This window comes from Streptomyces sp. NPDC018947 (assembly GCF_044390505.1).
Lineage (GTDB): Bacteria > Actinomycetota > Actinomycetes > Streptomycetales > Streptomycetaceae > Streptomyces.
Window position 1 is genome coordinate 94295 of record NZ_JBIRZD010000010.1, and the last position, 22385, is coordinate 116679.

The 22385-nt window shown below is 70.9% G+C and carries 24 protein-coding genes and 1 riboswitch; of the genes, 11 read left to right on the forward strand and 13 right to left on the reverse strand.

Going from position 1 to position 22385, the window contains the following annotated elements; translation table 11 throughout:
- Both ACH499_RS20090 and ACH499_RS20095 read right to left on the reverse strand, forming a co-directional pair.
- Window positions 1-1191 carry a spermidine/putrescine ABC transporter substrate-binding protein gene (locus tag ACH499_RS20090; protein WP_399017309.1) on the reverse strand — a complete coding sequence of 397 codons (1191 nt, stop codon included), beginning with the start codon at window positions 1189-1191 and terminating at the stop codon, window positions 1-3.
- Between the two features lie 207 nt (window positions 1192-1398).
- Complete coding sequence (locus ACH499_RS20095) at window positions 1399-2838, reverse strand: gamma-aminobutyraldehyde dehydrogenase (protein WP_356200832.1); 1440 nt, start codon at window positions 2836-2838, stop codon at window positions 1399-1401.
- A 209-nt stretch (window positions 2839-3047) separates the two neighbouring features.
- On the opposite strand from ACH499_RS20095, the gene ACH499_RS20100 reads away from it, so the two are divergent.
- The 6 genes from ACH499_RS20100 (at window position 3048) to ACH499_RS20125 (ending at window position 8163) form a co-directional block, all read left to right on the forward strand.
- The gene (locus tag ACH499_RS20100) at window positions 3048-3563 is read left to right on the forward strand and encodes an Lrp/AsnC family transcriptional regulator (protein WP_356200830.1); all 516 of its coding nucleotides are present in this window, start codon (window positions 3048-3050) and stop codon (window positions 3561-3563) included.
- 2 nt (window positions 3564-3565) lie between these two features.
- Window positions 3566-4939: an aspartate aminotransferase family protein gene (locus ACH499_RS20105; protein ID WP_356200828.1), complete on the forward strand. Its 1374-nt coding sequence runs from the start codon at window positions 3566-3568 to the stop codon at window positions 4937-4939.
- A 209-nt stretch (window positions 4940-5148) separates the two neighbouring features.
- Window positions 5149-5916, forward strand: a complete 768-nt coding sequence (locus ACH499_RS20110; RefSeq protein ID WP_356200826.1) for an ATP-binding cassette domain-containing protein — start codon at window positions 5149-5151, stop codon at window positions 5914-5916.
- Window positions 5898-7310: a hypothetical protein gene (locus ACH499_RS20115; protein WP_399017312.1), complete on the forward strand. Its 1413-nt coding sequence runs from the start codon at window positions 5898-5900 to the stop codon at window positions 7308-7310. Before ACH499_RS20110 ends, ACH499_RS20115 begins: the two co-directional genes overlap by 19 nt.
- 153 nt (window positions 7311-7463) lie before the next feature.
- Window positions 7464-7871 (forward strand): VOC family protein, encoded by a 408-nt coding sequence (locus ACH499_RS20120; RefSeq protein ID WP_356200822.1) that lies wholly within the window; start codon window positions 7464-7466, stop codon window positions 7869-7871.
- 55 nt (window positions 7872-7926) lie between these two features.
- Window positions 7927-8163, forward strand: a complete 237-nt coding sequence (locus ACH499_RS20125; RefSeq protein WP_399017314.1) for a hypothetical protein — start codon at window positions 7927-7929, stop codon at window positions 8161-8163.
- On the opposite strand, the gene ACH499_RS20130 is transcribed toward ACH499_RS20125, so the two are convergent.
- The 6 genes from ACH499_RS20130 to ACH499_RS20155 all read right to left on the reverse strand — a co-directional run bounded on the left by ACH499_RS20130 (window position 8070) and on the right by ACH499_RS20155 (window position 14559).
- Window positions 8070-8864, reverse strand: a complete 795-nt coding sequence (locus tag ACH499_RS20130) for a maleylpyruvate isomerase family mycothiol-dependent enzyme (protein WP_399017315.1) — start codon at window positions 8862-8864, stop codon at window positions 8070-8072. The two genes, ACH499_RS20125 and ACH499_RS20130, sit on opposite strands and share 94 nt — an antisense overlap.
- Before the next feature lie 25 nt (window positions 8865-8889).
- Complete coding sequence (locus tag ACH499_RS20135; RefSeq protein ID WP_356200819.1) at window positions 8890-9909, reverse strand: ABC transporter ATP-binding protein; 1020 nt, start codon at window positions 9907-9909, stop codon at window positions 8890-8892.
- A gap of 2 nt (window positions 9910-9911) precedes the next feature.
- Complete coding sequence (locus tag ACH499_RS20140; protein ID WP_399017499.1) at window positions 9912-11513, reverse strand: ABC transporter permease; 1602 nt, start codon at window positions 11511-11513, stop codon at window positions 9912-9914.
- 59 nt (window positions 11514-11572) lie between these two features.
- Window positions 11573-12658 carry a thiamine ABC transporter substrate binding subunit gene (locus ACH499_RS20145; protein ID WP_399017317.1) on the reverse strand — a complete coding sequence of 362 codons (1086 nt, stop codon included), beginning with the start codon at window positions 12656-12658 and terminating at the stop codon, window positions 11573-11575.
- Between the two features lie 79 nt (window positions 12659-12737).
- A riboswitch (TPP riboswitch) is annotated at window positions 12738-12843 on the reverse strand.
- Window positions 12844-12879: 36 nt separating this feature from the next.
- A complete protein-coding gene (rlmN, locus tag ACH499_RS20150; protein ID WP_399017320.1) occupies window positions 12880-13986 on the reverse strand; it encodes a 23S rRNA (adenine(2503)-C(2))-methyltransferase RlmN in 1107 nt (368 codons plus the stop codon).
- A gap of 99 nt (window positions 13987-14085) precedes the next feature.
- Window positions 14086-14559, reverse strand: coding sequence for an ArsI/CadI family heavy metal resistance metalloenzyme (locus tag ACH499_RS20155; protein ID WP_399017322.1), 474 nt, complete (start codon window positions 14557-14559; stop codon window positions 14086-14088).
- A 79-nt stretch (window positions 14560-14638) separates the two neighbouring features.
- Here ACH499_RS20155 and ACH499_RS20160 point away from each other — a divergent pair, with 79 nt between their 5' ends.
- The 5 genes from ACH499_RS20160 (at window position 14639) to ACH499_RS20180 (ending at window position 17527) form a co-directional block, all read left to right on the forward strand.
- Entirely contained in the window at window positions 14639-15043 is a 405-nt protein-coding gene (locus ACH499_RS20160; protein ID WP_399017324.1) for an ArsR/SmtB family transcription factor, read from the forward strand.
- On the forward strand, window positions 15040-16140 hold the full coding sequence (gene arsB, locus ACH499_RS20165) for an ACR3 family arsenite efflux transporter (protein ID WP_399017326.1): 1101 nt from the start codon (window positions 15040-15042) through the stop codon (window positions 16138-16140). The genes ACH499_RS20160 and arsB overlap by 4 nt, the downstream gene beginning before the upstream one ends.
- Entirely contained in the window at window positions 16133-16552 is a 420-nt protein-coding gene (locus tag ACH499_RS20170) for an arsenate reductase ArsC (protein WP_356200810.1), read from the forward strand. Before arsB ends, ACH499_RS20170 begins: the two co-directional genes overlap by 8 nt.
- Window positions 16549-17052: a GNAT family N-acetyltransferase gene (locus ACH499_RS20175; RefSeq protein ID WP_399017328.1), complete on the forward strand. Its 504-nt coding sequence runs from the start codon at window positions 16549-16551 to the stop codon at window positions 17050-17052. The genes ACH499_RS20170 and ACH499_RS20175 overlap by 4 nt, the downstream gene beginning before the upstream one ends.
- A 154-nt stretch (window positions 17053-17206) precedes the next feature.
- The gene (locus ACH499_RS20180; protein ID WP_399017330.1) at window positions 17207-17527 is read left to right on the forward strand and encodes a hypothetical protein; all 321 of its coding nucleotides are present in this window, start codon (window positions 17207-17209) and stop codon (window positions 17525-17527) included.
- Between the two features lie 133 nt (window positions 17528-17660).
- Here ACH499_RS20180 and ACH499_RS20185 read toward each other — a convergent pair whose 3' ends face one another.
- The 5 genes from ACH499_RS20185 to rpsB form a co-directional block, all read right to left on the reverse strand.
- Window positions 17661-18827, reverse strand: coding sequence for a phosphatidate cytidylyltransferase (locus tag ACH499_RS20185; RefSeq protein WP_399017332.1), 1167 nt, complete (start codon window positions 18825-18827; stop codon window positions 17661-17663).
- Complete coding sequence (gene frr / locus ACH499_RS20190) at window positions 18827-19384, reverse strand: ribosome recycling factor (protein ID WP_356200805.1); 558 nt, start codon at window positions 19382-19384, stop codon at window positions 18827-18829. The genes ACH499_RS20185 and frr overlap by 1 nt, the downstream gene beginning before the upstream one ends.
- Before the next feature lie 179 nt (window positions 19385-19563).
- Entirely contained in the window at window positions 19564-20322 is a 759-nt protein-coding gene (gene pyrH / locus ACH499_RS20195) for a UMP kinase (protein ID WP_356200803.1), read from the reverse strand.
- A gap of 202 nt (window positions 20323-20524) precedes the next feature.
- Window positions 20525-21361 (reverse strand): translation elongation factor Ts, encoded by an 837-nt coding sequence (gene tsf, locus ACH499_RS20200; protein WP_356200801.1) that lies wholly within the window; start codon window positions 21359-21361, stop codon window positions 20525-20527.
- Window positions 21362-21454: 93 nt separating this feature from the next.
- Window positions 21455-22336, reverse strand: coding sequence for a 30S ribosomal protein S2 (rpsB, locus tag ACH499_RS20205; protein WP_399017334.1), 882 nt, complete (start codon window positions 22334-22336; stop codon window positions 21455-21457).
- Between the last annotated feature and the right edge of the window lie 49 nt (window positions 22337-22385).

Consider the following 22385-nt stretch of genomic DNA (forward strand, 5'->3'; position numbering starts at 1 on the left):
CTACACGCCCACGATGGCGTTCCACCGCTTGGCGAACTCCGCGCGCTCCCCCGCCGCGATGTCCCGTGCGATCGCCAGCCGTTCGCGCATCGACGCGTCGGGGAAGATCAGCGGGTCCTCGGCGAGTGCCGCGGTCTCCTCGTCGCCGGAGGAGGCGAGCACGTCCCGCGCGGCGGGGACGGGGCAGACGTAGTTGACCCAGGCGGCCAGTTCGGCGACGACCTCCGGCTGGTAGTAGTGGTCGATCAGCCGCTCCGCGTTGGCCTTGTGCGCGGCCAGGTTGGGGATCATCAGGGACTCCGCCCACAGTTCGGCGCCCTCCTCGGGGACGACGAACTCGATGTCCGGGTCGTCCGCCTGGAGCTGGATCACGTCACCGGAGTAGGCCTGGCAGGCCAGGACGTCCCCGCTGGTGAGGTCCTTGATGTAGTCGTTGCCGGTGAAGCGGCGGATCTGGCCCCGGTCCACCTGCTTCTCCACCTGGTCGCAGACGGTGTGGAAGTCGTCGGCCGTCCAGTCGGTGATGTCCACGCCGTTGCCCTGCATCAGCAGCGCGAAGGCCTCGTCCATGCCGGACAGCAGGGTCACGCGGCCCTTGAGGTCGTCGGACCACAGCTCGGAGACGTGGCGGATCTCCCGGCCGAGCCTGCGGCGGTTGTAGGCGATGCCGGTGATCCCGGACTGCCAGGGCACGGTGAACCGTCGGCCCGGGTCGAAGGCGGGCCGACGCAGCAGCGGATCCAGGTACTCGGTGACGTTCGGCTGGCGGGAGCGGTCCATCTCCTGCACCCAGCCGAGCCGCACGAACCGGCCGCACATCCAGTCGCTGATGACGATCAGATCCCGGTCGGTGGGCTGGTGGTTCATCAGGGACGGGCTGATCTTGCCGAAGAACTCGTCGTTGTCGTTGATCTCCTCGACGTACGCGACGGAGATGCCCGTCCGCTTCTCGAAGGCATCCAGTGTGGGCCGCCGGTTCGGGTGCTCGTCGTCGGTGTCGATGTAGAGCGGCCAGTTCGCCCAGGCGAGCCGCTTGTCCCGGGCGGACCGGTCGGCCGCCGCCCGGTCGCCGGGCGCCACGTACGCGGCCGGCACCCCGCACCCGGCGAGCCCTCCGAGAGCGGCGCCCGCGCCCAGGGCGCGCAGCAGCTTCCGGCGGGAAACGGGGGATGTCCTCGAAGTCAGCGGCATGGCCGCAGCATGCCGCCCCCGGCGAGGGGCTCACAATTGACGCCCCGTCGAGCGGAACCGGTCAACAGCGACACCCTGTCGACCACGGTGGGCGGACGCACGCGAAAGGGGCGGGGAACCGCGCGGCCGTCACGGGCAGACCCGTGGCGGCGCGCCGTTCCCCGCCCCTCGCACACGTGGACGCGTGAACGCGACGGAGACCGTCCGTCACACGTCCAGCGACGTCATCACGTGCTTGATCCGCGTGTAGTCCTCGAAGCCGTAGCCCGACAGGTCCTTGCCGTAGCCGGACTTCTTGAAGCCGCCGTGCGGCATCTCGGCGACCAGCGGGATGTGGGTGTTGATCCACACGCAGCCGAAGTCGAGCTTCTTCGACATCCGCATGGCACGGCCGTGGTCCTTGGTCCACACCGAGGAGGCCAGCGCGTACTCGACGCCGTTGGCCCACTGAACGGCCTGGTCCTCGTCGCGGAAGGACTGGACGGTGATGACCGGGCCGAAGACCTCGTTCTGGATGATCTCGTCGTCCTGCTTGAGGCCCGAGACGACGGTCGGGGCGTAGAAGTAGCCCTTGTCGCCGACCTGGTGGCCGCCGGCCTCGACCTTGGCGTGGGCGGGCAGGCGCTCGATGAACCCGGCGACCTGCTTGAGCTGGTTGGGGTTGTTGAGCGGGCCGAAGAGCACGTCCTCGTCGTCCGGCTGACCGGTCTTCGTCTCGGCGGCGGCCTTCGCCAGCGCGCTCACGAACTCGTCGTGGATCGACTCGTGCACGAGCACGCGCGTGGCGGCGGTGCAGTCCTGGCCGGCGTTGAAGAAGCCCGCTACGGAGATGTCCTCGACGGCCTTGGGGATGTCGGTGTCCTCGAAGACCACGACCGGGGCCTTGCCGCCCAGCTCCAGGTGGACCCGCTTGAGGTCCTTGGAGGCCGACTCGGCGACGGACATGCCGGCCCGTACGGAGCCGGTGATGGAGGCCATCGCCGGGGTCGGGTGCTCGACCATGAGGCGGCCGGTGTCGCGGTCGCCGCAGATGACGTTGAAGACGCCCTTGGGCAGGACCGAGCCGATGATGTCGGCGATCAGGACCGTGGAGGCGGGGGTGGTGTCGGACGGCTTCAGGACGACCGTGTTGCCCGCGGCGAGCGCCGGAGCGAACTTCCACACGGCCATCATCATCGGGTAGTTCCACGGCGCGACCTGCGCGCAGACGCCGATCGGCTCGCGGCGAATCATGGAGGTCAGGCCCTCCATGTACTCGCCGGCGCTGCGGCCCTCGAGCATCCGCGCCGCGCCCGCGAAGAAGCGGATCTGGTCGACCATCGGCGGGATCTCCTCGGAGCGGGTGAGCCCGACGGGCTTGCCCGTGTTCTCCACCTCCGCCGCGATCAGTTCCTCGGCCCGCTCCTCGAACGCGTCCGCGATCTTGAGCAGGGCCTTCTGCCGCTCGGCCGGGGTGGTGTCGCGCCAGGCCGGGAAGGCCGCGGCGGCGGCCGCCATGGCGGCGTCCACGTCCGCCTGCCCGGACAGGGGGGCGGTCGCGTAGGCCTCGCCGGTCGCGGGGTTGACCACCTCGGTGGTCCGTCCGTCGGCGGCGTCCCGGAACTCACCGTCGATGTAGTTGCGCAGACGACGCAGCTCGGTGCTCACTGCCGGCCCTCCAAGTTCGGTGTCTGTCTGTTGCTTCGGATCTCTCGGGTCGGGACCCCTCGGGGGTGTCCGAACACTGAGACACCACCCTAGACGCAGACCCCACGTTTTCAACACCCCCACTCCCCTCCACAATGCGAAATCCGCAGGCTTGACGTCCTCAGACAACGAATTTCATCGATCCGACCTTGCAAAACTATCGATACGTCGTGCAGAGTGAAGCCGTGGCCAGTCGAAGCGCAGACCCGAAGGACTCCCGCGAGTCCAGGAACGGCGGTCCCCAGTTGGACGCCGTCTCCCTCGCCATCATCGAACAGCTCCAGGAGGACGGCCGCAGGCCGTACGCCGCGATCGGCAAGGCCGTCGGCCTGTCGGAGGCGGCCGTGCGCCAGCGCGTCCAGAAGCTGCTCGACCAGGGCGTGATGCAGATCGTCGCCGTCACGGACCCGCTCACCGTGGGCTTCCGCCGGCAGGCGATGGTCGGCGTCAACGTCGAGGGCGACGTGGAGTCCGTCGCCGACGCGCTGGCGGCCATGTCCGAGTGCGAGTACGTGGTGATGACCGCAGGCTCCTTCGATCTGATGGTGGAGGTCGTCTGCGAGGACGACGACCACCTCCTGGAGGTCATCAACCGGCGCATCCGGGCCGTCCCCGGCGTGCGCTCCACCGAGAGCTTCGTCTACCTCAAGCTCAAGAAGCAGACCTATATGTGGGGAACCCGATAATCGTGAGCACCGACAGCCCCAAGGACCTCAGCAGGACCGCGTACGACCACCTGTGGATGCACTTCACCCGCATGTCGTCGTACGAGAACGCCCCCGTCCCCACCATCGTCCGCGGTGAGGGCACCCACATCTACGACGACAAGGGCAGGCGCTACCTCGACGGCCTCGCCGGCCTCTTCGTCGTCCAGGCCGGCCACGGCCGCCAGGAGCTGGCCGAGACCGCCTCGAAGCAGGCCCAGGAGCTCGCCTTCTTCCCGGTGTGGTCCTACGCGCACCCGAAGGCCGTCGAGCTGGCCGAGCGCCTCGCCAACGAGGCCCCGGGCGACCTCAACAAGGTCTTCTTCACCACCGGCGGCGGCGAGGCGGTCGAGACCGCCTGGAAGCTCGCCAAGCAGTACTTCAAGCTGACCGGCAAGCCGACCAAGTACAAGGTCATCTCCCGCGCGGTCGCCTACCACGGCACCCCGCAGGGCGCCCTGTCCATCACCGGCCTGCCCGGCCTGAAGGCCCCCTTCGAGCCGCTGGTCCCCGGCGCGCACAAGGTGCCGAACACCAACATCTACCGCGCCCCGCTGTTCGGCGACGACCCCGAGGCCTTCGGCCGCTGGGCCGCCGACCAGATCGAGCAGCAGATCCTGTTCGAGGGCCCGGAGACGGTCGCCGCCGTCTTCCTCGAGCCCGTGCAGAACGCCGGCGGCTGCTTCCCGCCCCCGCCCGGCTACTTCCAGCGCGTGCGCGAGATCTGCGACCAGTACGACGTGCTGCTCGTCTCGGACGAGGTCATCTGCGCCTTCGGCCGCCTCGGCACGACCTTCGCCTGCGACAAGTTCGGCTACGTCCCGGACATGATCACCTGCGCCAAGGGCATGACCTCGGGCTACTCCCCGATCGGCGCGTGCATCATCTCCGACCGCCTGGCCGAGCCGTTCTACAAGGGCGACAACACCTTCCTGCACGGCTACACCTTCGGCGGCCACCCGGTCTCCGCCGCGGTCGGCCTGGCCAACCTCGACCTGTTCGAGCGCGAGGGCCTCAACCAGCACGTCCTCGACAACGAGGGCAAGTTCCGCGCCACCCTGGAGAAGCTCCTCGACCTGCCGATCGTCGGCGACGTACGCGGCAACGGCTTCTTCTACGGCATCGAGCTGGTCAAGGACAAGAACACCAAGGAGTCGTTCAACGAGGAGGAGACCGAGCGGGTCCTCTACGGCTTCCTCTCCAAGGCGCTCTTCGACAACGGCCTGTACTGCCGTGCCGACGACCGCGGCGACCCGGTCATCCAGCTCGCCCCGCCGCTGATCTCCAACCAGGAGACCTTCGACGAGATCGAGCAGATCCTGCGCGCCACCCTCACGGAGGCGTGGACCAAGCTCTGATCCCGCGACGCCCCGATCATCCTTCCGGATGATCTTCACCGGCCCCGGCGCCGTCCGTTCGAGTGAGAAACGGCGGCCCGGGGCCGCGTGCTGTCCGGCCTCCTCCCGGCGACTGCCTACCGTGCCGAGTGACCGATCGGCCCCGCCTTCGTTCACCCGGACGGGGGATCGTGACGGGGAAACACGGATCAGAACCGAGGTGTACGCCCATGGAGGCTCCGCCGGACAACGACGTGCTCTGGGCCCGCGCCCTGCACTACCAGCACCACGACGGCACTCCCGCGCTGCAGGGCGTCTCGCTCGGCGTGCGGGAGGGGGAGATCCTCGCCGTCAGCGGCCCGCGCGGCAGCGGCAAGACGACGCTGCTGCGGTGCCTGTCCGGGCTGGTGCGGCCGCGGGAGGGCGAGGTGTGGTTCAACAGCGTGCCGGTGCACACCATGGGCGCCCTCAGCCGCGAACGGCTGCGCCGGGACCGGTTCGGCTGGATCGACCCCTCCCCCGCGCTCGTCCCGGAACTCAACGTCTGGGAGAACACCGCCCTGCCGCTGATGCTGCGCGGCACCGGCCGGCGCCGGGCCAGGACGGCCGCCCTGGAGTGGCTGGAACGCCTCGACGTCGGCGGCGCCTCCCGCCGGCGTCCGCACGAACTCCAGCAGGCCGAACGGCAGCGGGTCTGCATCGCCCGCGCGCTCGCCGTCACGCCCTCGGTGCTCTTCGCCGACGAGCCGACGGCGCCCCTGCACCGGGCCGACCGCGCCCATGTGCTGCGCACGCTGACCACGGCGGCCCGCTCCCACGGCATCACCGTCGTCCTCGCCACGCACGACGCGCAGACCGCCGCGCTCGCGGACCGCACGGTGTCACTGCTCGACGGCCGGCGCGTGCGGACCGTGCACCTTCCGCCGGTGGCCGACGCCACGGTGGCCACCGAGGGCCCCGCTACGGAAGGCCGGGCGGCGTGCTCGCTCTCCGTCTGACCCGCCGCGCCCGCATCGCCGTCCAGTGCCGCCGCCTGCTGGTGGCGGCGGCCTCGGCGGGCACGGGCTTCCTGCTGCTGTGCGCCCTCGGTCACGCGCTGGGCCACCCGGACACGCCCGGCGCCTCCGCCCTGCGCCTGGCCTGGTGCGCGGCCCCGCTCGCCGCCACCGTGTACTTCGCCGTCGCCGTGGCCCGTACCGACCCGGGCACCCGGCCCCGGTCCGGCCTGTCCGCCATCGGCCTCGGTCCCGGCCGGCTGATGGCCGTCTCGGCGACGACCACGGCCCTGTCCGGGGCGCTCGGTTCCCTGGTCGCCCTGCTGGTCTTCCTCCACCTGCGCGGCGACCTGACGGGGCTGCCCTTCGACGGTGCCGCGGCCGACTCCCTCGCCGCGGGGCCGGCCCTCCCCTTCCCCGCGGTCGTCACCCTGCTGACGCTTGTCCCGGCGACCGCGTCCGTCGCGGTGGCGCTGGCCCTGCGTCCCCGCGAGGTCCGCACGGCGCCCGCCGGCGCCGTCCGCGGCTTCGGCCGCTTCGGCGCGTACGGCTGGGGCGCGGCCCGCGAGACCTTCGGCGCCTACGGCCGCTACGGGGCCCGCCGCCCCCGCGCCCAGCCCCCTGCCTCCGCCTCCGCCGACGTCCCGGCCCCCGAACTCGCGGGCGCCCTGGCGACGACCGGAGGCGTCGCCAGGCCGGCGGGCGTCGACGCCGGTGCGTCCATCGAGACCGCTCCGCCCGCGGGCGGTGGTGCCGGCGAGGCGGGCTCCCCGCACGCTGCGGCGAGCGGGACCCGCCCCGCGTCCCCGGCGCCGGCCGACACCACCACCCTCCCCTGGGGCATCGCCCTGCTCGCCGCGGGCCTCGCCATCGAGACCTACGCGGGCGGCTCCACCAGCCCCGACAGCCTCCCCACCGCCGGCGTCCTCGTCGGCTGGACCCTGACCGCCCTGGGCCTCGCGCTGGCCGGCCCCGGCCTCACCCACCTCTGCGGCCGCCTCCTCCAGGCCGTCCGCCCCGGCGCCCTGCGCCTCCTGGCCGGCCGCGTCCTCATGGAGGAGGCCGGGCGCATCGGCCGCCCCCTGGGCGTCGTCTGCGCCGTCGCCTCCGCGGCCTACGCGGCGGCGGCCCTGTACGACACCGACGAGCCGCCTCTCGGCCCGTTGGGCGTCCTCGGCTTCCTCCTGGTCGCCGGCTGCACGGTGGCCACCCTCCTCACCGCCGCCGTCGAGGCCAGGCAGACCCGCGCCGACACCACCGCCGCCCTGCTGCGGCTCGGCGCCCCCGCCTCGGTGCTGCGCGCCGCGGCCGCCCTGCGGGCCGGTGCCCTGCTCGCCGTCTTCGGCCCGCTGACCCTGCTCGTGGCGGCCCTGGCGGCGCTGCCGCTGACCCGCTGACCCGCCTCACGGCGGCCGGGCCGTACGGACGCCCGGCCGTCCGGCTGAGAAGTCCTCCGAATAATTCTTCGAGCCACCGATGATTTCCGCGCGCCGCCGCCGTCTACCCCGCGAACGACTCGACCACAGCACGGCACCGACGGAAGAGGCACCATGTACCAGCAGATGATCTTCGTGAACCTGGCCACCGACGACCTCGCGGCCTCGAAGAGGTTCTTCACGGAGCTCGGCTACACGATCAACGACCAGTTCAGCGACGAGACCGCCGCCTCGGTCGTGATCAGCGACACGATCGTCGCCATGCTGCTCACCCGCGAGAAGTACGCCCAGTTCACGGCGAAGGAGATCGTGGACGCGACGAAGTCCAGCGAGGTGCTGATCGGGCTGAGCGCGGAGAGCCGCGAGAAGGTCGACGAGCTGGTGGACAGGGCGATCGCCGCGGGCGGTTCGGCCACCGGCGAGACCCAGGACCACGGCTTCATGTACGGCCGCGCCTTCGACGACCTGGACGGGCACACCTGGGAGGTCATCTGGATGGACCCGGCGGCCGTCGAGGGCTGACCGGGCGGCCGGTGACTCCGACCTCGCCGCGACCGGGGCCGGCTCCGGCACCCGCGTGATCGCCGGGCTCGCGGCGGCCCTGGTCGCCGTCGGCGGCGGCGCCGTCCTCCCCGGGATGCGCGCCGTGGAGCGAACGGCGACCGCTGACGCACCGTACGGTGGCCCGTTCCCCTGGCCGGGGGCCGGGCCGTCGCCGTCTCAGCCGAAGCTCGCCCGCTTCAGCCAGAACTCCAGCACGTCCCGGTCCCCGAGCACCTCGAGGCCGGGGGCGTCCAGCGGCAGCCTGCGGTAGAAGGCGAGCAGCAGGTCCGTGAGCGGGCCCTTGAGCGCGACGGTGGCCTTCTCGTGCCCCCGGCGCCAGGTGAAGCCGTCCTCGCCGAACTCGATCAGCCACTCGGCGTCCACCCCGGGGGCGTCGGTGGCGTGCAGATGGATGCTGCCGTCGGACCGGCGCAGCTCGTTGGCCTCCGGATCCGTGCCGGTCCCCTGCACGAACCGCAGGATGTCCAGCCACTCGTCGATCGCGTCGGCGGCCACGTCGGGCGCGACCCGGTAGGGTCGGCCGGCGGCGAGCACGGCGTCCGCGCGGTGGACGGTGAGTTCCTGCGCCATCCGGCGTGCCCAGAACCCGGCGTCCTGCCGCCAGGCCCACGTCCACACCCGCGTGTCCGGGCCGGCCTCGCGCAGCGCGGTGACGAGAGCGGCACCCGACTCCGCCAGCCAGGCGTCCAGCGCGGGGGCGTCGCCCCGGACGTCCGGGCCGGCTATCCGCGGCACCTGCTCGTCGGGGATGTTCTCGGTCGCGCGGGTGCGCACCAGGAGCTCCACCCAGCGCAGGGCGCCGCCCGTGTGCCTCAGCAGGTCCTCCAGGGACCATTCGGGGCAGGTCGGCACGGTGACCGAAAGATCGGCGCCGGAGGTCACCAACTCCCTCAACTCTTCGACCTGCTGGGTGATTTCGTCGCAGAAACGCTCGTGTGCCAATGACGTCATGCTCCGCATCCTAGAAGCGGAACGATCACCCGAGCACCACGATTTCCTCACCGTCGAACTCCACCCCGACCGTGTCCCCCACCTCAGGGGCCGCCCGCAGCGCGCACGCCGCCTCCAGACGGGGAGCGTCCCCGGGCTGGAGGTGGACGGCGACGTGGGTGCCGCGGAAGGTGCGGGCGGCGACCGTGCAGCGCAGGCCGGCGTCGGCGGGGACGATCCTGACCCCGGCGGGCCGCACCAGCACGGTCCGCGCCCCCTGGGGAGCGTCCTCGGGGACCGGCACCTTGCCCCAGGGCGTGGCCGCCGCCTGACCGGCGACGGTCGCCTCCACCACGTTGTCGAAACCGAGGAACCGGGCCACGAACGCGTCCGCCGGCCGCTGCCACACCTGAAGCGGTGTCCCCTCCTGCGCGATCCGCCCGTCCCGCATCACCACCACCCGGTCGGCGAGCGCGAAGGCCTCCGACTGGTCGTGCGTCACGGCGAGCACGGTGGTGCCCAACAGGCCGAACAGCTCGCGCAGTTCCACCACCAGCCGCTCCCGCAGCGAGCGGTCGAGCTGGCCGAGCGGCTCGTCCAGCATCAGCAGCCGCGGCCGGGGCGCCAGCGCGCGGGCCAGCGCCACCCGCTGCTGCTCACCGCCCGAGAGCCCGGCGACGGACCGGCGCCCCGCGCCCGGCAGCCCGACCAGCTCCAGCAGCTCCCGTACGTCCTCCTGCTGCCGGGACCGCGACGCACCACGCATCCGCGGGCCGAAGGCGATGTTCCCGGCGACGTCCCGCTGCGGGAAGAGCTGGTGGTCCTGGAACATCAGCCCGACCTCGCGCTTGTGCGCGGGCACCCCGGCCTGGTCGCGCCCGTCGAGCAGCACCCGCCCGGCGTCCAGCGGCTGGAGGCCGGCGACCGCGCGCAGCAGCGTCGACTTGCCGCTGCCGCTGGGGCCCAGCACACACACGATCTCGTGCTCGGCGACGTCCAGGCCGACGGCGTCGAGCACGGCCCGCCCGCCGAATCGGACGGTCGCGTCCCGCAGGCTCAGCAGCATCCCTAGAACTCCCCGCTCCGGTCGGTCCGCAGGCGCTCCAGCACCACCAGGGCCACGGCGCACACCACCATCAGAATCGTCGACAGGGCCATCGCCTGCCCGTAGTTCATGTCCCCCGGCCGCCCCAGCAGCCGCGCGACGGCGACCGGGAGCGTCGGGTTGTCGGGACGCGCGATGAACACGGTCGCCCCGAACTCCCCCAGCGACACGGCGAAGGCGAATCCGGCCGCCACGAGCAGCGCCCGCCGCACCATCGGCAGGTCCACCTCCCGCCACACCCGCCACGGCGACGCCCCGAGCACGGCCGCCGCCTCCCGCAGCCGTACGTCCACGGCGCGCAGCACCGGCAGCATGGTCCGTACGACGAAGGGGACGCCGACGAGAGCCTGGGCGAGCGGCACCAGGATCCAGGAGGACCTGAGGTCCAGCGGGGGCTCGTCCAGCGCGATCAGGAACCCGAAGCCGACCGTGACGGCGGACACCCCGAGCGGCAGCATCAGCAGCGCGTCGAAGCCGCGCACCAGATGGCCCGCGTCCCGGCGGGCGAGGGCCGCGGCGGCCAGACCTCCGACGAGCACGGCGACGGCGGTGGCGGCGACGGCGTACTGCAGGGAGTTGCCGACCGCGGCGATCGGCGGGACCAGGAAGGTGCCGCCGTCCTCGTGGGCCAGGGCGCGGTAGTACCCGAGTCCGGCGTCGCCGAAGGACCGCTGGACCAGTACGGCGAGGGGCAGCAGGACGAGGACGGCGACGGTGGCGAGCACGCCCGCCAGCAGCGCCCGCTGCCCGGCTCCGCGCGGCCGGCGCCCGGTGCGGGAGGCGTCCACGAGCCGCAGGGCGGTCTCGCGCCGCCGTACCGTCCAGGCGTGCACGGCGAGGATGGCGCAGACGGCGGCGAACTGGATCAGCGTCAGCACGGCGGCCGTGGACAGGTCGAAGACCTGCGAGGTCTGCCGGTAGATCTCCACCTCCAGCGTGGAGAAGGTGGGGCCGCCGAGGATCTGGACGACGCCGAAGGAGGTGAAGGTGAACAGGAAGACCATCAGCGCGGCGGCGGCCACGGCGGGCGCGAGCGCCGGGAGGGTAACCCGCCGCCAGGCTGTCAGGGGGGACGCGCCGAGCATCCGCGCCGCCTCCTCCTGGCGCGGGTCGAGCTGGGCCCACAGCCCGCCGACGGTGCGCACGACGACGGCGTAGTTGAAGAAGACGTGCGCGAGCAGGATCGCCCACACGGTCGTGTCCAGCCGTACGCCCCACAGCTCGTCGAGCAGCCCGCCGCGGCCGAGCAGGGCCAGGAACGCCGTGCCCACGACGACCGTCGGCAGCACGAAGGGGACGGTCACCACGGCCCGCAGCAGTTGCTTGCCGGGGAATTCGAGGCGGGCGAAGACATAGGCTCCGGGCAGCGCGATCAGCAGGGTGAGCGCGGTCGAGGCGAGGGCCTGCCAGGTGGTGAACCACAGCACGTGCCGGATGTCGGGCTGGGCGAGGACGTCCACGACGCGCCCGAGGCGCCAGGTGCCGTCGGCCTCCAGTCCGCGCGCGACGATCGCGGCGACGGGGTAGGCGAAGAAGACCGCGAAGAACGCGACGGGGCCGGCCATCAGGGCCAGCCGCGCCGCGTTCCCCCGCCGCCGCAGGGGAACGGGCCCGGCGGTCTTGGTCACTTCAGGAGGAGCGAGGTCCACGACTTGACCCACTGGTCACGGTTGTCGGCGATCTTCTCCGGGGCCAGGGTCTGCGGGTGCTCGGCCTGCGGACCGAACTTCCGGAACTCCGGCGGGACCTGTGCCCCCTCGCGCACCGGGTAGACGAACATGTTCAGCGGCATGTCGTCCTGGAACTCCTTGCTGACCAGGAAGTCCAGCAGTGCCTTGCCGCCCTCGGGGTTCTTCGCGTTGCTCAGCAGGCCCGCGTACTCGACCTGGCGGAAGCAGGTGCCGGTGGCGACGCCGGTCGGCGCGGTGTCCGGCTTGGGGTCGGCGTAGATCACCTCGGCGGGCGGCGAGGAGGCGTAGGAGACGACCAGCGGGCGGTCGCCGCCGGCCTTCTTGCCGCCGGACGAGCCGGAGAACTCCTCGTTGTAGGCCTGCTCCCAACTGTCGACGACGCGGACGCCGTTGGCCTTCAGCTTCTTCCAGTAACCCTCCCAGCCGGCGTCGCCGTAGTGGGCTGCGGTGCCGAGCAGGAAGCCGAGGCCGGGCGAGGAGCTGCCGGCGTTCTCGGTGACGAGGAGGTTCTTGTACTCGGGCTTGACCAGGTCGTCGAAGGAGTCCGGCGGGGTCAGCTCGTGCTTGTCGAAGTACGCCTTGTCGTAGTTGACGCAGATGTCGCCGGTGTCGATGGGCGTGACGCGGTGCTTGTCCTGGTCGGCCCGGTACTCGGGCAGGATCATGTCGGAGCCCTTGGGCTCGTACGACTGGAACAGGCCGTTGTCGAGCGCGCGGGACAGCAGGGTGTTGTCGACGCCGAAGAAGACGTCGCCCTGCGGGTTGTCCTTGGTGAGGATGGCCTTGTTGACGGCCTGTCCGGCGTCGCCGTCCTCGAGGACCTTGACCTTGTAGCCGGAGCTCTTCTCGAAGTCCGCGATGACGTTCTTGGACGCGGCCCACGAGTCGTGGCTGACGAGGGTGACGGTCTTGGAACCGCCGGCCCCCTCGTCGCCGCCGTCGGACGATCCGCAGGCGGCCAGGCCGCCGACGAGACCCAGCCCGACGACCAGGGCACTGGCCTTCTTGGTGATGCTCACGAAATTCCTCCTGGGTGACCAGGAGAAGACGCGGCCCTGCCCGGGACCCCTGGCGAGGATCCCGGGCAGGGCGCAACAGCTCGAGTGATGACCGATCTCCCTACCCAGAATGACCTGGGCCAGGTTCGGAGGGTCTGCGGCCGGTGCCGCACTCTCAGCGCTGTGGCGCTCCCCTGTCGGAATATGAAGATGTCTGAATATGAAGATGTACGCCGGTCAGACTACCTCTCGCTTGCGGCGAGCTGACCACACGCCCCGTCGATCTCCTGCCCCCGGGTGTCCCGGATGGTCACCGGCACACCGTGTGCCTCGATCGCCGCGACGAACGCCTTCTCGTCCTCGGGCCGCGAGGCGGTCCACTTGGAGCCCGGCGTCGGGTTGAGCGGGATGAGGTTGACGTGCACCGGCTTGCCCTTGAGCAGCCGGCCGAGCCGGTCACCGCGCCACGCCTGGTCGTTGATGTCCCGGATCAGCGCGTACTCGATGGACAGCCGTCGGCCGGACTTCGCCGCGTACTCGAACCCGGCGTCGAGGACCTCGCGCACCTTCCACCGCGTGTTGACGGGGACGAGGGTGTCGCGCAGTTCGTCGTCCGGGGCGTGCAGCGAGATGGCGAGGCGGCACTTGAAGCCCTCGTCGGCGAAGCGGTGGATCGCCGGGACCAGGCCGACCGTGGAGACGGTGATGCCGCGCTGGGACAGCCCCAGCCCGTCGGGCTCGGGGTCGGTGAGGCGCCGGATGGCTCCGACGACCCGGTTGTAGTTGGCGAGGGGCTCGCCCATGCCCATGAAGACGATGTTGCTCAGCCGCGCCGGGCCGCCGGGCACCTCGCCGTCCCTGAGCGCCCGCATCCCGTCGACGATCTGGTGCACGATCTCGGCGGTGGACAGGTTGCGGTCGAGCCCCGCCTGGCCGGTGGCGCAGAACGGGCAGTTCATGCCGCAGCCCGCCTGGGAGCTGATGCACATGGTCACCCGGTCCGGGTAGCGCATGAGCACGGACTCGACGAGCGTGCCGTCGAACAGCTTCCACAGCGTCTTGCAGGTGGTGCCCTGGTCGGTCGACAGATGCCGGACGACCGTCATCAGATCGGGCAGCAGCGCGTCCCGCAGCCCCTCGCGCGAACCGGCGGGGATGTCGGTCCACTGCTCGGGGTCGTGCGCGTACCGCGCGAAGTAGTGCTGCGAGAGCTGCTTCGCGCGGAACGGCTTCTCACCGATCGCGGCGACGGCCTCCTTGCGCTCGGCGGGCGTGAGATCGGCGAGATGCCGCGGCGGCTTCTTGGCTCCGCGCGGGGCGACGAATGTGAGTTCTCCGGGCTTAGGCATGGCTGTACCAGTGTCGCAGATCGACTCGGGTGGCCCGCGGGTGTCGTCAGCGGCGCCACCGGTCACCGCCGGGCCGCCCGGAGACGGCCCGAGCGTGCGCTACCGGCCGCAGGCACATCCCGCGGCGCTCGGAGACTCCTCGGCGGCCCGGCCGGTGCAGCAGCCGTCGCCGGTGGCATGGAGGTCGGCGCTCTTGCCGAGGGTGTCGGCGTCGGCCTTCACGACGTAGACCTCCCAGGGCTCCTTGCCGGGGCCGTGCACCCACACCTTGTCCTGGAGGGCGTAGCAGCACGACGTGTCGTTCTCCTCGAAGGTGGCCAGGCCGGCGTCCTTGAGCCGGGCGGTGGCCGCGGTGACCTGGTCGGTGGACTCGACCTCGACGCCGAGGTGGTCCAGTCGGGTTTCCTCGCCGGGGGCGCCCTCGATGAGGACGAGCTTGAGCGGGGGCTCGGTGAGGGCGAAGTTGGCGTAGCCCTCGCGCCGCTTGGCCGGTTCGGTGCCGAACAGCTTCGCGTAGAAGGTGATCGACGCTTCCAGGTCACTGACACGCAGGGCGAGCTGAGCGCGGGACATGGCAGGGCTCCCATCCGACTGTTTCGATATCTGTCAATACAAGATTGCGCGCTGAATCGAAGGCTGTCAACATAGAGCCATGTCGAATCAAGACGTGGTACTCGGCCGGCCCGACGGCTCCGGGGCCTGCTGCCCCGGACTGTTGACCGCTCCCCTGGACGAGGACCAGGCCGTGGAGCTGGCGAAGGTGTTCAAGGCGCTGGGTGACCCGGTGCGGCTGCGCCTGCTGTCGATGATCGCCTCACGGGCGGGCGGCGAGGTGTGCGTCTGCGACCTGACCCCGGCCTTCGACCTGTCCCAGCCGACGATCTCCCACCACCTGAAGCTGCTGCGGCAGGCCGGTCTCATCGACTGCGAACGGCGCGGCACCTGGGTCTACTACTGGCTGGTCCCCGAGATGACCGACCGGCTCGCGAGCATCCTGACCCGCCCCATGGGCGATCCACTGCCCGACCGCACCGCGCCGGCCGGGGCCGCTTCGTGAGCTCTGCCGCACCCGACCAGAACGTGGCGGGGCGTCTGTCCCTCACCGACCGCTACCTCGCCGTCTGGATCCTCGCCGCCATGGCTGCCGGGCTGGGCCTGGGCCGCCTGGTCCCGGGCCTCGGTGACGCGCTGGCCGAGGTGACCGTTACGGGGGTGTCCCTGCCGATCGCCCTCGGCCTGCTCGTGATGATGTACCCGGTGCTGGCCAAGGTCCGCTACGACCGCCTCGACACCGTCACCCGCGACCCAGGCCTGTTGCTGCCGTCCCTGCTGCTCAACTGGGTCATCGGCCCGGCTGTCATGTTCGTCCTGGCCTGGCTGCTCCTACCGGACCTGCCCGCCTACCGCACCGGCCTGATCATCGTCGGTCTGGCGCGCTGCATCGCCATGGTCATCATCTGGAACGACCTCGCCGGCGGCCACCGCGAAGCCGCCGCCGTCCTCGTCGCCCTGAACTCCGTCTTCCAGGTCATCGCGTTCTCGGCACTCGGCTGGTTCTACCTCTCCGTGCTGCCCGGATGGCTCGGCCTGGAACAGACCGGCCTGGACGTCTCGGTCTGGGAGATCGCCCGGAGCGTGCTCGTCTTCCTCGGCATTCCCCTCGCGGCCGGCTGGCTCACCCGCCGCATCGGCGAGAAGGCCAAGGGCCGCACCTGGTACGAAACCGAGTTCGTCCCACGCATCGGCCCCTTCGCCCTGTACGGGCTGCTCTTCACGATCGTCGTCCTCTTCGCCCTGCAAGGCGAAGCCATCACCTCTCGGCCCCTCGACGTCGCCCGCATCGCCCTGCCGCTGCTGGTGTACTTCGCGCTCATGTGGGCCGGTTCGATGCTCCTGGGACGTGCCGTCGGCCTGGACCACTCACGCGCGACGACGCTGGCCTTCACCGCTGCGGGCAACAACTTCGAACTGGCCATCGCGGTCTCCGTCGCCACCTTCGGCGCCTCCTCCGGCCAGGCCCTCGCCGGTGTCGTGGGCCCCCTCGTCGAAGTGCCCGTACTGATCGGTCTCGTGTACGTCGCCCTGTACGCACGCCGCTGCTTCCCCGCCCCGGCCGCCACCCCTGCGCCCCAGGAAGACACCGCCCATGCCTGACACCGCCGCCTCGTCCGTCCTGTTCGTCTGCGTCCACAACGCCGGACGCTCCCAGATGGCCGCCGCCTTCCTCACCCACCTCGCGGGCGACCGCGTCCAGGTCCGCTCCGCCGGCTCCGCCCCCGCCGACACCGTCAACCCCGCCGTCGTCGAGGCCATGGCGGAGGCGGGCATCGACATCGCCGCCGAGGTGCCCAAGGTGCTCACGGTCGAGGCGGTCGAGGCGTCCGACGTCGTGATCACGATGGGCTGCGGCGACACCTGCCCCGTCTTCCCCGGCAAGCGCTACCTCGACTGGGAGCTCCCCGACCCGGCCGGGCAAGGGGTCGAGGCGGTCCGCCCGATCCGCGACGAGATCGAGAAGCGCGTCCGCGGCCTGGTCGACGAGATCGCCCCGGCGAGCCGATCATGAGCACGGCTCCCGAGTACCGCATCACCGCGATGACCGCCGAGCACGCCGGCCAAGTCCTGGCGATCTACCGGCTCGGCATCGACGAAGGCGACGCCACCTTCGAGACCACCGCTCCCACCTGGGAGGAGTTCGACACCACCAAGCTGCCGGAACACCGGCACGTCGCCCTGGGCCCCACGGGCCGGGTCCTCGGCTGGGTCGCCGCGGTACCGGTCTCCGACCGCTGCGCGTACGCCGGCGTCGTCGAGCACTCGGTGTACGTCCACCCCGACGCACGCGGCCACGGCGTCGGCGCCGCGCTGCTGCGCGAGCTGACCAGGTCCACCGAGACCGCCGGGATCTGGACGATCCAGTCCGGCGTCTTCCCCGAGAACACCGCCAGCCTCGCCCTCCATCAGAAGGTCGGCTTCCGCGTCGTCGGAACGCGCGAGCGCATCGGTCGGCACCACGGCGTATGGCGCGACGTCGTCCTGATCGAACGCAGAAGCCCCGTCGTCTGAGACATCCGCTTCGCCCGGCCACCGGCTCGGGCGAGAACGGATGGTCCAGGGGTTCATCTGAGTACCCGTGCTCATGCGCGGCGACCGTCCGCGACAGCATGCTGACGGACATGCGAGCAACAGGCCGGCACGTGAAGTGGGCACGGTGGCCGTCATGAGCCCCCGGCGTGGGCCGTCGACGGGCGAGCAGGTCGGCGTCGGCGTGGCGCTGCTCGTCATCGACCTCATGGTCATCGCTTGGCTGGTGGTCATCCGGTACGGGATGGCCGGTTGGGCCGACAACTACAACGATGGCGCTCCCCCCGGTGCGCCCGGGGAAGCGATGCGGGGAATGTGGATCCTCGCCGGCGGCGCGGTCGTCACCGGCGGTGGCCTTATCGCTCTGGGGTGGCGTCTTGCGGGCACGGTGCAGTTGGTCGTCCTGGGAGCCGGAGCGGGGCTGCTCGCCTCCGCCGCTCAGGGACAGCTCGCGTAGGCACCAGACACCGAGGGGAGCGTGCGCCGCTGACGGCACCGGCGTGCAGGAGACGGCTCCCCGGGCGCGCACCGCACACGACGAGGGACCCGCCGCCCGGGGGCGACGGGTCCCTCGTCAGTACGACAGCGGGTCAGCCCGAGCCGACGAAGATCACCAGCAGCAGCCACACCACCGGCGCCGTCGGCAGGAGGGAGTCCAGGCGGTCCATGATGCCGCCGTGGCCCGGCAGCAGCGTGCCCATGTCCTTGATGCCCAGGTCCCGCTTGATCATGGACTCGCCGAGGTCGCCCAGTGTGGCGCTGGCCGCGACGGCGAGGCCGAGCAGCAGACCCTGCCACCAGGAGCCGTCGTCGATCAGGAACTGCATGCACAGCGCGCCCGCGGCCATCGAGAAGGCCACCGCTCCGAGCAGGCCCTCGCGGGTCTTGCCGGGACTGATGCGCGGGGCCAGCTTGGTCTTTCCGAAACGCCACCCGACGGCGTACGCGCCGGTGTCGCTGACGACGGTCAGCAGCAGGAAGGTGAGCACGCGCCACGGGCCGTCGTCGGCGGTGAGCATGAGGGCGACGAACGTGGCCAGGAACGGCACGTAGAACGCCGCGAACACGCCCGCCGTGACGTCCTTGAGGTAGCCCTCCGGCCGCTCGGTCATCCGCCAGACGAGGACCGCGAGCGCGGTGAGCGCCATGGCGATCCACGCCCCCTCGACGCCGCGCGCGTACCCGGCGACCACCATCGCCGCGCCGCCGACGGCGAGCGGCACGAGCGGTGCCTTGATGCCCTTGCGCTCCTCGAGCCGTGTGGTCAGCTCCCACAGGCCCACCACGACGGCCACCGCGATGACGCCGACGAAGACGGCCTTCACGACGAACAGCGAGGCGATGATCACGACGCCGAGCCCGACACCGACCCCTATCGCGGCTCCCAGGTCACGGCCCGCGCTCTTCTTCTGCGGCTGCGCCGGCTGCCGCGGCTGTGCCGGCTGAGGGGCGTCGGGCATGGGCTCCGCATTCTGCGGCACCGCCGCATACGGCTGTGCCGACGGGTTCTCGCCGCGATACGTGTCGTCGCGGAACGGCTCGTCTCGGAACAGGGGGCCGCTCGGCCGAGCGGCCCCCTGGTCGTCCTGGTCTCCGCCGTGTTCGGGTACGTCGGGTACGAGGGGCATGGGGCGAGTCCGCTGCGCGTGGTGCGCATCGTACGCGGGACCCGCCGGGGCGGCACCCTGGACAGGCCCCTGGTCGGACGGCTCCCAGTACCCGGCTTGTGGCGGCGCTGCCCAGGAAGAGTCGTTCATCAGACCTCGAGCAGTTCGGCTTCCTTGTGCTTCAGGAGCTCGTCCACCTGGGCGACGTACTTGGCGGTGGTGTCGTCGAGCTCCTTCTCCGCACGGCGGCCCTCGTCCTCGCCGACCTCGCCGTCCTTGATCAGCTTGTCGATGGCGTCCTTGGCCTTGCGGCGCACGGAGCGGATGGACACCTTGGCGTCCTCGCCCTTGCTCTTGGCGACCTTGATGTAGTCGCGGCGGCGCTCCTCGGTGAGCTCGGGGAACACCACCCGGATGATGTTGCCGTCGTTGCTGGGGTTGACGCCCAGGTCGGAGTCGCGGATCGCCTGCTCGATGTTGCGCAGGGCGCTCTTGTCGAACGGCGTCACCACGGCCATGCGCGGCTCGGGCACGGAGAACGAGGCGAGCTGGTTGATCGGCGTCAGCGCGCCGTAGTAGTCGGCCACGATCTTGTTGAACATCGCCGGGTGCGCACGGCCGGTGCGGATCGCGGCGAAGTCCTCCTTGGCGACCACGACGGCCTTCTCCATCTTCTCCTCGGCCTCGAGGAGGGTCTCTTCGATCACCACTTGCTCCTGCGTGTCTTGAGTAGGCCCGGCTGCGGATCCTGTCGGAGCTGCGGCCGGCTGCGTCGCGTCTTCTTCCTGCACGGTTCCCGACCGGCAGGACATTGTCCATCCCCCGGCCCGGCCCCGTCCCGTCCGTCCCCCGGACAGGTGGCGTCCGCGGGCAGGGGGTGTTCCGGTCAGTCCCGGCTTCCTTGGTCACCCACCAGCGTGCCGATCTTCTCACCCTTGACCGCGCGGGCGATATTGCCCTCCTTCAGCAGCTCGAAGACCACGATCGGAAGGTCGTTGTCGCGGCAGAGGGTGATGGCCGTGGCGTCGGCGACCTTCAGGTCGCGGGTGATGACCTCGCCGTAGCCGAGCGCGTCGAACTTCACGGCGTCCGGGTTGGCCTTCGGGTCGGAGTCGTAGACCCCGTCCACACCGTTCTTACCCATGAGCAGCGCCTCGGCGTCGATCTCGAGGGCGCGCTGGGCGGCGGTGGTGTCGGTGGAGAAGTACGGCATGCCCATACCGGCGCCGAAGATGACCACGCGGCCCTTCTCCAGGTGGCGCACGGCGCGCAGCGGGATGTAGGGCTCGGCGACCTGGCCCATGGTGATGGCGGTCTGCACGCGGCAGTCGACGCCCTCCTTCTCCAGGAAGTCCTGGAGGGCCAGGCAGTTCATCACGGTGCCGAGCATGCCCATGTAGTCGGAGCGGGCACGGTCCATGCCGCGCACCTGCAGCTCGGCGCCGCGGAAGAAGTTGCCGCCGCCGATGACGACGGCGATCTGCGCGCCGTCACGGACGACGGCGGCGATCTCACGGGCGATGGCGTGCACCACGTCGGGGTCGACGCCCAGGCCCCCACCGCCGGAGAAGGCCTCTCCGGACAGCTTCAGCATGAAGCGGCCGCGTACTTTGCCGTCGTCGCTCTTCTCGGCCTTGGTGGTCATGGAGATCTCGCCTCTTTTACGTGGTTCACACACACGAAGAAGGCCATTGCCGGTGGATGGTTCGCATCCCGTGCGCGGCAATGGCCTCCTCGTCAGTTCTGCTGTCGTCCGCCGCCACGCGCGTGTGCACGACGGCAGACGGCGACGGCACGGACGACTGCTGTCGACCCTACCCGGGTCGCGCGTCCGTCGCGGTACGGACTCAGATGCCGACCTTGATGCGCGTGAAGCGCTTCAGGGTGACACCGGCCTCGTCCAGCACCTTCTGGACGGACTTCTTGTTGTCGAGCGCGTAGGGCTGGCCCAGCAGCGTGGCGTCCTTGAAGAAGCCGTTGAGGCGACCCTCGACGATCTTCGGCAGGGCGGCCTCGGGCTTGCCCTCGGCGCGGGTGGTCTCCTCGGCGACGCGGCGCTCGGACTCGACGACCTCGGCCGGGACGTCCTCCTTGGAGAGGTACTTCGGCGCGAAGGCGGCGATGTGCTGGGCGACGCCCTTGGCGATCTCGGCGTTCGGCTTGTCCAGCTCGACGAGGACACCGATCTGCGGGGGCAGGTCGGGCATCGTGCGGTGCATGTACGCGGTCACGAAGCCGCCGGAGAACTGCGCGAAGCGGTCCAGGACGATCTTCTCGCCGAGGTTGGCGTTGGCCTCGTCCACGAACGCCTGGACGGTCTTGCCGGGCTCGATCTCGGAGGCGAGCAGGGCCTCGATGTCGGCCGGGGAGGCCTTGGCGACGTGCTCGGCGATGGCCTTGGCGACGTTCTGGAACTTCTCGCCCTTGGCGACGAAGTCCGTCTCGCACTTCAGCTCGACGAGGACGCCCGAGGTGTTGTCGTCGGAGATGATCGAGACGACGGCACCGTTCTCGGCCGAGCGGCCCTCGCGCTTGGCGACGCCCTTCTGGCCCTTGATGCGGAGCGCCTCGACGGCCTTCTCGACGTTGCCCTCGGCCTCGTCCAGCGCCTTCTTGCAGTCCATCATGCCGGCGCCGGTGAGCTCGCGAAGCTTCTTGACGTCGGCGGCGGTGTAGTTCGCCATGATTCCGGAATCTCTCTCGAAGTCTGAAGATCTACGGGCCGACGGCGGGGACTGTGTGGTCCCCGCCGTCCAGAACCCGAAGGGGGTGAGGGGTCAGGCCTGCTCGGCGTCCGCGGCAGGGGCCTCGGCGGCAGCCTCGGCAGCGGCCTCGGCCGGAGCCTCGGCAGCGGCCTCGGCCGGCTTCTCGGCCTCGTCGGCCTTCTTCTCGCCCTCGAGCAGGTCGCGCTCCCACGCGGCCAGCGGCTCGCCGGCGGCCTTGTCGCCCTTGCCCTCGGTGGCGGCACCGGACCGGGCGATGAGGCCCTCGGCCACGGCGTCGGCGATCACGCGGGTGAGCAGGGTGACGGAGCGGATCGCGTCGTCGTTGCCCGGGATCTTGTAGTCGACCTCGTCGGGGTCGCAGTTGGTGTCGAGGATGGCGACGACCGGGATGTTGAGCTTCCGGGCCTCGCCGACCGCGATGTGCTCCTTCTTGGTGTCCACGATCCAGACGGCGCTGGGCACCTTGGACATTTCGCGGATACCGCCGAGGGTCTTCTCCAGCTTGGCCTTCTCGCGGGAGAGGACCAGCAGCTCCTTCTTGGTGAGGCCGGAGGCGGCCACGTCCTCGAAGTCGATCTGCTCGAGCTCCTTCAGGCGCTGCAGGCGCTTGTAGACGGTCGAGAAGTTGGTGAGCATGCCGCCCAGCCAGCGCTGGTTGACGTAGGGCATGCCGACGCGGGTGGCCTGCTCGGCGATGGCCTCCTGCGCCTGCTTCTTCGTGCCGACGAACATGACCGTGCCGCCGTGGGCGACGGTCTCCTTGACGAACTCGTAGGCGCGGTCGATGTACGACAGCGACTGGAGCAGGTCGATGATGTAGATGCCGTTGCGCTCGGTGAAGATGAAGCGCTTCATCTTCGGGTTCCAGCGACGGGTCTGGTGACCGAAGTGGACGCCGCTCTCCAGCAGCTCCCGCATCGTGACGACGGCCATGGCCGTATCTCCTTGATTTCTCGGTTGTGCCGCGGAAACCGGACGGCTC